Origin of the sequence: Staphylococcus sp. GDY8P72P, from assembly GCF_016890655.1 — a bacterium.
Lineage (GTDB): Bacteria > Bacillota > Bacilli > Staphylococcales > Staphylococcaceae > Staphylococcus > Staphylococcus arlettae.
This window is the reverse complement of the sequence record NZ_JAFEQJ010000013.1, coordinates 43430-53316: the sequence shown is the minus strand read 5'-3', so window position 1 is coordinate 53316 and position 9887 is coordinate 43430. Positions and strand designations below refer to the sequence as shown.

At 33.6% G+C, this 9887-nt stretch carries 8 protein-coding genes; 3 read left to right on the top strand and 5 right to left on the bottom strand.

Annotated features, from left to right (window positions below):
• Positions 1-91: 91 nt before the first annotated feature.
• The 3 genes from JVU85_RS06685 to JVU85_RS06675 form a co-directional block, all read right to left on the bottom strand.
• Complete coding sequence (locus JVU85_RS06685; RefSeq protein ID WP_021459039.1) at positions 92-3547, bottom strand: pyruvate carboxylase; 3456 nt, start codon at positions 3545-3547, stop codon at positions 92-94.
• Positions 3548-3897: 350 nt separating this feature from the next.
• Positions 3898-5127 (bottom strand): cell division peptidoglycan polymerase FtsW, encoded by a 1230-nt coding sequence (gene ftsW / locus JVU85_RS06680; RefSeq protein ID WP_021459040.1) that lies wholly within the window; start codon positions 5125-5127, stop codon positions 3898-3900.
• A 326-nt stretch (positions 5128-5453) separates the two neighbouring features.
• Positions 5454-5729 carry an Fpa/YlaN family protein gene (locus JVU85_RS06675; RefSeq protein ID WP_002510820.1) on the bottom strand — a complete coding sequence of 92 codons (276 nt, stop codon included), beginning with the start codon at positions 5727-5729 and terminating at the stop codon, positions 5454-5456.
• 353 nt (positions 5730-6082) lie between these two features.
• Here JVU85_RS06675 and JVU85_RS06670 point away from each other — a divergent pair, with 353 nt between their 5' ends.
• Positions 6083-6565: a hypothetical protein gene (locus tag JVU85_RS06670; protein ID WP_021459041.1), complete on the top strand. Its 483-nt coding sequence runs from the start codon at positions 6083-6085 to the stop codon at positions 6563-6565.
• A 2-nt stretch (positions 6566-6567) separates the two neighbouring features.
• A complete protein-coding gene (locus JVU85_RS06665) occupies positions 6568-6741 on the top strand; it encodes a DUF2197 domain-containing protein (protein ID WP_002510822.1) in 174 nt (57 codons plus the stop codon).
• A gap of 45 nt (positions 6742-6786) precedes the next feature.
• Here the strand turns inward: JVU85_RS06665 and typA are convergent, their stop codons facing one another.
• Positions 6787-8634, bottom strand: coding sequence for a translational GTPase TypA (typA, locus tag JVU85_RS06660; RefSeq protein ID WP_002510823.1), 1848 nt, complete (start codon positions 8632-8634; stop codon positions 6787-6789).
• A gap of 98 nt (positions 8635-8732) precedes the next feature.
• Here typA and JVU85_RS06655 point away from each other — a divergent pair, with 98 nt between their 5' ends.
• A complete protein-coding gene (locus tag JVU85_RS06655; RefSeq protein WP_002510824.1) occupies positions 8733-8930 on the top strand; it encodes a DUF5325 family protein in 198 nt (65 codons plus the stop codon).
• An 80-nt stretch (positions 8931-9010) separates the two neighbouring features.
• Here JVU85_RS06655 and JVU85_RS06650 read toward each other — a convergent pair whose 3' ends face one another.
• Positions 9011-9829, bottom strand: coding sequence for an inositol monophosphatase family protein (locus tag JVU85_RS06650; protein WP_021459042.1), 819 nt, complete (start codon positions 9827-9829; stop codon positions 9011-9013).
• Positions 9830-9887: the final 58 nt, after the last annotated feature.

Below are 9887 nucleotides of genomic sequence, written 5' to 3'. Positions count from 1 at the left end.
CATTCTAAGGGTTCAGCGCCAATCATCACCTAAGGTTTGTTTACGTTGTGCGAGAAGCTCCTAGACGGCACCTCTCTTTTTATCTTTATAATTAATCTACTGGTTCTTTTTCAATTTCGATTAATAAATCTCCTGTTTCAATAGCATCGCCACTTTGCACTGTTATCTTACGGACTACACCTTCAAATGGAGCTTGAATTGTTGTTTCCATTTTCATAGCTTCAGTAATTAACAATGCTTGGCCACTTTTAACAGATTCGCCTTCTTTAGTCTTAACTTCAGTGACTGATCCAGGCATTTGAGCACCAATATGATTTGGATTTAATTTATCTGCCTTTGGTTTAACACTTGCATTCGCTTTTACATTTTCATCTTGAATGTAAATACGACGTGCTTGACCGTTCATATCGAAAAATATCGTTCTAACACCTTTATCATCTGGCTCTGTAATAGCTTTTAACGTAATAATTAGACGTTTACCCGTATCAATCTCAATTTCAACAGTTTCATTGTGTCGCATTCCAAAGAAGAATGTTGGAGTATCTAGTATCGAAACATTACCAAATTGTTCTCTTGTCTGTATATATTGTTCATATACTTTAGGGTACAACACATAACTAATGATGTCTTGTTCTGTGACATCTTTAAGTTGTAATTGCTCTAGCTCTTGTCTTACTTGTTCAAAATCAACTGATGGTAAATATTCACCCGGTCTATCTGTGAGTGGTTGTTGGCCTTTTAAAATTACTTTCTGTAATTTTTCATTAAATCCACCAACAGGTTGACCTATTTCACCTTTAAAGAACGACACTACAGATTCTGGGAAATCAAGTTTATGTCCATCTTTAATAACTGAGTCTTCGTCTAAGTCATTTTGAACCATATACAATGCCATGTCTCCGACAACCTTAGATGATGGCGTTACTTTCACAATATCACCAAATAAGAAGTTCACTCGTCGATACATGTCTTTCACTTCATTATAGCGATTTCCTAATCCTAAACTTTTAGCTTGTTGATGTAAATTAGAATATTGACCACCAGGCATTTCATGTTTATATATTTCAGTATTTGGTGATTTGATATCACTCTCAAAGTCACTATAATACTGTCTGACAGTTCCCCAATAATGTGATAATGTCTCCAATCCATCAATGTCAGCACGCATATTTCTATCGAAGCCATTAAGTGCATAGTAAAGTGAGTTAGCACTTGGTTGACTCGTTAAGCCACTCATCGTCGCAACAGCCGTGTCAATAACATCTACACCAGCGTCAATTGCTTGTTTATAGATTAATATGCCGTTACCACTTGTATCATGTGTGTGTAAATGAATTGGTAAATTCACAGCTGCTTTTAATTCACTTACTAATTCGAACGCTGCTTTCGGTTTTAATAAACCTGCCATATCTTTAATTGCTAAAATATGGAAACCTTCACGCTCTAAAGTTTTGGCTAAATTCACATAGTAATCAATTGTATAAATATTAGAACGTTCAGGATTTAAAATATCGCCTGTATAACAAATCGTACCTTCAGAAATTTTACCTGCTTCCTGCACGGCTTCGTTTGCTACCTTCATTTGATCTACCCAATTAAGTGAGTCAAATATACGGAAAACATCTATGCCCGCTTCAGCACTTTCCTTCACAAACTTTTTGATGACATTATCTGGATAGTTTTTATATCCTACAGCATTTGATGCACGTAACAACATTTGGAATAACACATTAGGAATTGCCTTACGTAGACGTTCTAATCGTTCCCAAGGACTTTCTTTTAGGAAATTATAAGCTACATCAAATGTTGCGCCGCCCCACATCTCAAGAGAAAAATTATCTTGCATCACTTGTGACGTTTTAGAGGCTATATTCATCATATCCTTCGTACGTACACGTGTTGCTAGTAATGATTGATGTGCATCTCTAAATGTTGTATCAGTGATTAAAACATCATCTTGTTCTTTCAACCATTTCGTAACTCCTGCTGGCCCTTCTTTATCTAAAATCTGTTTAGTACCAGAAAGTTGACTTATCGTTTTACCATCTACTCGAGGAATCGGTGATGCTTCATATTCTGGTTTCGGTCTTTTATCAACATTTGGGAAACCATTAATAGTCACATTTCCAATATATTCTAACGTTTTAGTACCTCGGTCTCTTGTAGGCTCAATGTTAAATAATTCTGGCGTATTTTCAATAAATTTTGTTGTATAGTCACCACTAATGAATTGTGGATTACGCATTACATTGATAAGGAAAGGTATGTTTGTTTTAACACCACGAATTCTCATTTCTTGTAACGAGCGGTCCATCTTCTCTTGGGCTTGTTTGAAATTCATACCATGCGTAGATAGTTTAACTAGTAAAGAATCATAATATGGTGAAATTTCTGCACCTTGGAAGCCATCACCAGCATCTAAACGTACGCCAAACCCACCGCTTGATCGATAAGCAATTATACGTCCTGTATCTGGCATGAAATCATTTGTTGGGTCTTCAGTTGTGATACGACATTGCACAGCATAACCTAAAGTTTGTATTTCTTCTTGTTGTGGCATCGCTATACTGTCACTGAATAATGATGCACCATCAGCTACTAAAATTTGTGTTTTAACAATATCAACACCAGTAATCATTTCAGTAATAGTATGTTCTACTTGAACTCGTGGATTCACTTCAATAAAGTAATATTCATTGCCTGAAACTAAAAACTCTACAGTACCTGCATTCACATATTTTATTTTGCGTGATAAATCTAATGCTGCTTCACAAATTTCTTCTCTTAATGCATCTGGTAGTGCAACTGAAGGTGCGACTTCCACTACTTTTTGATGACGTCGTTGTACAGAACAGTCACGTTCATACAAATGTACAATATTACCGTGTTCATCACCCATAATTTGTACTTCAATATGTTTAGGATTATCTATATATTTTTCAATATAAACTTCACTATTACCAAATGATTTTTCAGCTTCAGATTTCGCTCTGTAAAAAGCATCTTCTAATTCATCGTTACTTCTAACGATACGCATCCCTTTACCGCCACCACCACTTGTGGCTTTAATCATCAATGGGTAGCCTGCTTCATTAGCAAAATCTTGTGCAGCTTCATAGCTTTCTATTGGGCCATCCGTACCAGGTATAACTGGTAAATCTGCTTTTATTGCTGTTTCTCTTGCTTTAACTTTATCTCCAAACATATCTAAGTGTTCAAGATGTGGACCAATAAATTTAATCCCTTCTTCAGCACAACGTTTGGCAAATGTTTCATTCTCACTTAAAAAGCCATATCCTGGATGTATAGCATCTACATTTGCACGTTTAGCAACATCTATAATACGTTCAATATTTAAATAACTATCCGCAGGGCCTAGATCTTCTCCCACTAAGTAAGACTCATCTGCTTTATATCTATGTAAAGAACCTTTATCTTCATTTGAATAAATTGCAACAGTCGAAATATCTAATTCTGTCGCTGCCCTAAAAATACGTATTGCAATTTCCCCACGATTGGCTACTAGTAATTTATTTATATTCCTCAAATCATGGTCCCCCTTAAAATTTTGAATTTTCTAAATAATTAGATACATTATATTATATCAAAATACGAACTTTGTATACAGTGATTAAAATTGATAATGCAAATTTCCGTTTATTTATACACCTAAAATTCACTGTAGAGACACTTGGCTATAACCTAAATCATGCCATAAAACGTATATTTGTCGTATCTCTAATCATATTATCACATTTTAAAAATTAAAAAAAGTTATTACTATTGATAACAAAAACTTATCACTATATGCAAATAAGCTAAGCAATTATAATTTTTCTAGAGATAGAAAAACAAACTTTACAGGCAGTTTACCTTGTAAAGTTTGTTTTATGTTAATCACCGTTGTCTATTAGTAAACGGATTATTTTGTTGTTGCTTTTTAAGACGCTGCTCATCAATTTTAATTTGTTTAGCAGTAATCAGCAATAAGCCCATAGCAATACTCAAACTAATCATTGAAGAGCCACCAAAACTCAAGAATGGTAATGGTACACCGGTTAATGGAATAGTTCCTGAAATACCACCCAAATTAACGAAAGTCTGGCTACCAATATAACTTGCTACACCGACACAGACAAGTTTATAGAAATAAGAGCTTGTTTTATTAGCTAGTTCAAACGCTCGATAAACAATAAAGAATAACAAGCAAATGACAAACAAGCCGCCTATTAAACCAAGTTCCTCACAAATAATCGCAAAGATAAAATCAGTGTGTGGTTCAGGTAGATAACCAAGTTTCATTATACTGTTACCAAGTCCTCTACCAAACAATCCTCCATTACCTATTGCCAATAACGAATTGGCAATATGATAACCAGTACCTTCTTCAGTACTAAATGGATTTGCTAGCGTACTGAAACGAGCAGTTAAATAGTCCGGTACTAATCCTAATAATAGTAATAACGAACCGATGATCACCGCTCCAACTAAAATAGTTAATATGTACTTAATGGACTTCTGAACACCAATACCAGCATAAAATAAAATAGCGAAAAAGATAATTAAAATAAGCAATGTTTGTCCCACATCTCGTTGTAAAAAGACGAGACCAATACAAAAACCTGCCAAAATAATAGGTGAGGTTAATAGTTTAGGTTGAGTAAAGACACGTGGTCGCTTTTTTTCTATCATATATGGTATATATAAAATGATACCAATTTTTAACAGTTCGGATGCTTGTAAATTCATAAATCCTAAATTTATCCAACTTTTAGAACCATTAATATTGCTTCCCACTACTAATGTGGCTAATAACAAAATTACTAAAAGCGCCATCATCCATTTTTGAAATCGAGTGGTAGCTAAAAATTTAACATTCAGGAAAAAAGCCATGAAAAAGACAATACATAAACTCATGATGACATACATCAGTTGACGTGTATAAAAGTAAGTTCCTGAAACTGGGTTACCACCTGTTAATGAACCTTTTGTGGCTGCCACCATACTAGCACTGTAAACCATAACTAACCCGATTAAACACAGTAATAAATATGTAACAACTAACGGATAATCGATATATCGCGCATATTTACCTACTTGTCGAAATAGTTGCTTTATGTTTTTCATTTACATTTCATCCAATTCTAATATTAATATCTTTTTTGTAACAGTTTAATCCATAAATCTTAATTGATTTCATTATTAACTGTGCATAATATGTATAACTTCTAAATTATATTTAAATTGCACATTGTACATTATAGCAAATTTTAGCCTATAGTTTCGAACAAAGTCATAGGGAATTTTAATTTATTTATAAAAAATAGCTAGAAAGCTCAATTGTAATATTGTCTCTCTAGCTAAAAAATTTGTTTATGTAGTTTTATTACTGTCATCAAACTCATTTTATAATCTGTCTATGAACAAACATTTAATTCTATTTATACATTATATTAAACATTGGTAAAAGCATCATGTAATTTTGAAAGTTCTTTTTCTAAACGTAACATGAGCGCTTTTCCTTCTTCTCTATCAATTAATCCTAATTGTGTTGCAAAATCGACTTCTTTTTGTAAGCCAAACATTTGAGTATCGAGTACTTCTTCGTATAATGGGCATTGAGGCAAAGTAAGATTATCCATTTGAACTTTAATCAATTGGAGAATTCTATCTGCATCTTTATTTAACTGGTCATATGCCGCACTATTTAAATTTTTACTCTTTACCATGACATACTCCCCCTATCAAATGTAACTTTATATTAAAATTCTATCTTACACAGATTTAAAAAGCAAGTTAATTTGGGTAATATACTTCGCCCTTTCATCTGTGGTAAAATTAAATTGTATTGTTTATGTTTATTACTTCGCTTTTTTACTTAACTTAAACAGGGCTAAAAAGTAGTAGGCATAACTATCAACTGGAATTTTGCTATTTAGTATTCATTATATCTTTAATAAAAATGTAATCATGATGTAATATTAATTCACAAAATAGTCATAATTTCACATTACTATTTATAGCTTTATTTAGCTTATAGTTGTGTCAACAATCGATAAATTTAACATAGGGAGCTGGGACAATGATACAAATTAAAGGTGCAGTAAAATTTCCAATTACATTAGATAGTACAACTTGGATTTTTGATGATCGTAAAGTCAAAATTGAAGATTTAGAAGCTGGTGTATTTGATGGTTCCAAACCCATTCAATTTAGTGATAACCGTGAATGGAATCGTGCCATTTTAGAAGGTCAAACAAATCCACCAACACTAAATTCTGAAATTAAATATAAAAAGAATGCTATGTTAGATGGTACATTCGTAATTAATATGGCGCCATTTTTTAAAAATGCAGAACCAAAACACGATGCTTCAAAAATTCGTTTATTTAATGATCAAGATGCTATTGAATTAGACATTGAATTATTACCATATTTATTTTTCAAATTTGCGCATGAAGGTAAACGTCTTTATACAGACAACGCCGTTAATAGTTTTATCTATACACCGGAAAATGGCTATTCACACCAATTTGACTATGTAACACATATTGAGGTGATTTAATAATGATTAAAGTACAGTGTATAATTTGTGATACAACTGTATTTATTGATGAGAACACTCTAGAAGCCAAACGTTTACGTAATGATCCGATGCACACATTTATGTGTGATGAATGTAAAAGTAGATTAGATCGCCCAAAACAGCGCCATCAATATACAACATTTAATCATCGATAACATAAAAATCCCAGTCCATGAATTTCATGGACTGGGATTTTTGTGTTACTCTTCATCTTGCATTAATTGTTTCACACGTTTTGCTTCTTTTTCACGAGCTGATTTTTCTAAGATTTTCTTTCTTAAACGTATGCTTTCAGGAGTAACCTCTACTAATTCATCGTCATTAATGAATTGCAATGCTTCTTCTAATGTTAAGACTCTTGGACGTTTCATTGTCACTGTTTGGTCTTTCGTTGCTGAACGTACGTTGGTTTGTTGTTTAACTTTAGTCACATTAACTGTTAAATCATTATCTCTATTATGTTCACCAACAATCATACCTTCATATACTTCAGTACCTGGTTCCATAAAGTTAGTACCACGGTCTTCTAAGCCCATAATTGCATATGCACTTGCTTGACCTTGATCCATTGAAACGAGCGCACCATTTCTTCTACCACCAATATAGCCTTTAATACGTGGTTTAAATTCTTCGAAAGTATGGTTAATAATACCATAACCACGCGTTTGTGACATAAATTCAGTAGTATATCCGATTAAGCCTCGAGCTGGTACCATAAAGATGATACGAGTTAAGCCATTGTCAGTTGTTGCCATGTCTAACATTTCACCTTTACGTTGACCTAAAGACTCAATAACGCCACCAGTATATTCTTGTGGCACTTCACATTGTACACGTTCGAATGGTTCACAAGTAACACCATCAATATCTTTTAAGATAACTTGTGGTTTAGAAACTTGTAATTCATAGCCTTCACGACGCATATTTTCAATTAATATTGATAAATGTAATTCTCCACGTCCTGCAACAATCCATGTATCAGGTGAATCAGTTTGCGTAACTTTCAATGATACATCTGTTTCTAATTGTTGATCTAAACGTTCTTGAATTTGACGTGCTGTTACAAAGTCACCTTCACGACCTGCAAACGGTGAATTATTTACTTTAAATGTCATTTCTAATGTTGGTTCATCGATTCGTAGTACTGGTAACGCTTCTTGATGATCATGCGGTGTTACTGTTTCACCAACGTTAATGTCTTCCATTCCTGATACAGCAATTAAATCACCAGCAACGGCTTCTTGAACTTCAACTCTGTTTAATCCAAAATAACCAAAGATTTTAGTTACACGGAAATTTTTAATTGTTCCATCTAATTTAATAAGTGAAACATTATCACCTACACGCATTGTTCCTCTAAACACACGTCCTACGCCAATACGTCCCACATAATCATTGTAATCTAATAATGCAATTTGGAATTGTAAAGGTTCTTCGCGATTATCTACTGGTGCTGGTACGTAATCAATAATTGTTTCGTATAATGACTGCATATTTTCATCTTGTTGCTCTGCATCTAAACTCGCTGTACCATTTACTGCTGCAGCATAAACCACTGGGAATTCTAGTTGCTCGTCTGAAGCTTCTAATTCGATAAATAGGTCTAATACTTCATCTACTACCGCTTCTGCTCTTGCAGATGGTTTATCTATTTTATTTACAACTACAACAGGTTTTAAATTTTGTTCTAGCGCTTTTTTCAACACAAAACGCGTTTGTGGCATCGTACCTTCATAAGCATCAACTACTAATACCACTCCGTCTACCATTTTCATGATACGCTCAACTTCACCGCCAAAGTCAGCGTGTCCAGGAGTATCTAAAATATTAATACGTGTCCCTTTATAATCTACGGCAGTATTTTTAGCTAGTATAGTAATACCACGTTCTCTTTCTATATCATTTGAATCCATCGCTCTTTCGTCTACATGTTCATTCTCACGAAAAATACCAGATTGTTTTAACAATTCATCTACTAAAGTTGTTTTACCATGGTCTACGTGTGCAATGATAGCTATATTACGAACATCTTCTCTAATTTGAGTCATTAATTATTTTCCTTTCTTGAGTAAATTCCCACTTTTAATTGCAACTTTTTTATTATATCATATAATTGGTTAAAGAAAACAATAAAGGTGTGGTCGGGATGCAACAAAAACAACAAAAATCTAAAGCAATTTTTTGGGTACTTTCAGTAGTAGCAATAGTATTCTTATTATTGTTTAGTTTCAGCTTAGCAGCTACAAATGTTCCACTGATGATTTTAACACTTATATTATTCATTGCAACATTTGGCGTTGGCTTTACGTTAAAAAAGAAATATCGTGAAAACGGCTGGTTATAATCAGTACTTTACTGTTTAATAGAAGAGAGCAAGGATTCGCAAATCACATTATGATGATTTGTAACCTTAGCTCTCTATTTTTATTTTTGCTGCATACGCTCATGTAAAACAGTAATCGTGTCTTGATGATAATTAAAATAAGAAGTTAATAATTCATTGTGTAATTGTTTATTTGCTATCACGATGGAATTTGCAGATGTAATAGATAAAGTAGCTCCTGCTAAATTAGAAGCAACCCCATTGACTTCATGGAGAATAATTAGTCCTCCAGCAAAATCCCACGGTTGTAGTCTTGGTGTAATATACGCAGCAAGTTTACCCGTAGCAACATAAATAATTTCTAAAGCTGCAGAGCCATATGCTCTTGCACTGCGCGCATCTTCTACTATTGGTTTAAACATTTCACCTAATTTAGGTTTAGTTAACCAGTTGGGATTTATAGCAATAATACTTTGTTTTAATTGTGTATCCTTTATGCTCGGTAATAGCGTCTCATTTTCAAATGCGCCTTCACCTACTTTTGCATGATATAACACATCATTCATCACATCATAAACAAAACCTGCATACGGTTGACCATCTTGGAAAATGCCGATTGAAATAGCAAAATTTTCACCTTGATGCACAAAATTAAGCGTACCATCAATAGGATCAACAACCCATACTACGCCTGATGTATCTACTAAATCATGTCCGTGACCTTCTTCACCTATAACAGCATGATTAGGATAAGTTTGCATGATATTATCATAAATATAATGTTCAGTTGCCTTATCAACATTCGTAACTAAATCATTAGGATTGGATTTGGTCTCAATTTCAAGATCTTGATCCATAATCTTCCTAACGTTATTGCCTGCTTCTAATATCAAGCCTTTTGCAAATTCGTATACAGTCATCATATCATCTCCTACCTTGCTTCATATTATACAGTAAATACACTATTAAACTCGACTA

Coding starts and splice junctions, on each gene's coding strand:
- ftsW (WP_021459040.1), bottom strand. CDS start 5,127: ATGAAAAACATAAAGCAACTATTTCGACAAGTAGGTAAATATGCGCGA.
- JVU85_RS06675 (WP_002510820.1), bottom strand. CDS start 5,729: ATGGTAAAGAGTAAAAATTTAAATAGTGCGGCATATGACCAGTTAAAT.
- JVU85_RS06670 (WP_021459041.1), top strand. CDS start 6,083: ATGATACAAATTAAAGGTGCAGTAAAATTTCCAATTACATTAGATAGT.
- JVU85_RS06665 (WP_002510822.1), top strand. CDS start 6,568: ATGATTAAAGTACAGTGTATAATTTGTGATACAACTGTATTTATTGAT.
- typA (WP_002510823.1), bottom strand. CDS start 8,634: ATGACTCAAATTAGAGAAGATGTTCGTAATATAGCTATCATTGCACAC.
- JVU85_RS06655 (WP_002510824.1), top strand. CDS start 8,733: ATGCAACAAAAACAACAAAAATCTAAAGCAATTTTTTGGGTACTTTCA.
- JVU85_RS06650 (WP_021459042.1), bottom strand. CDS start 9,829: ATGACTGTATACGAATTTGCAAAAGGCTTGATATTAGAAGCAGGCAAT.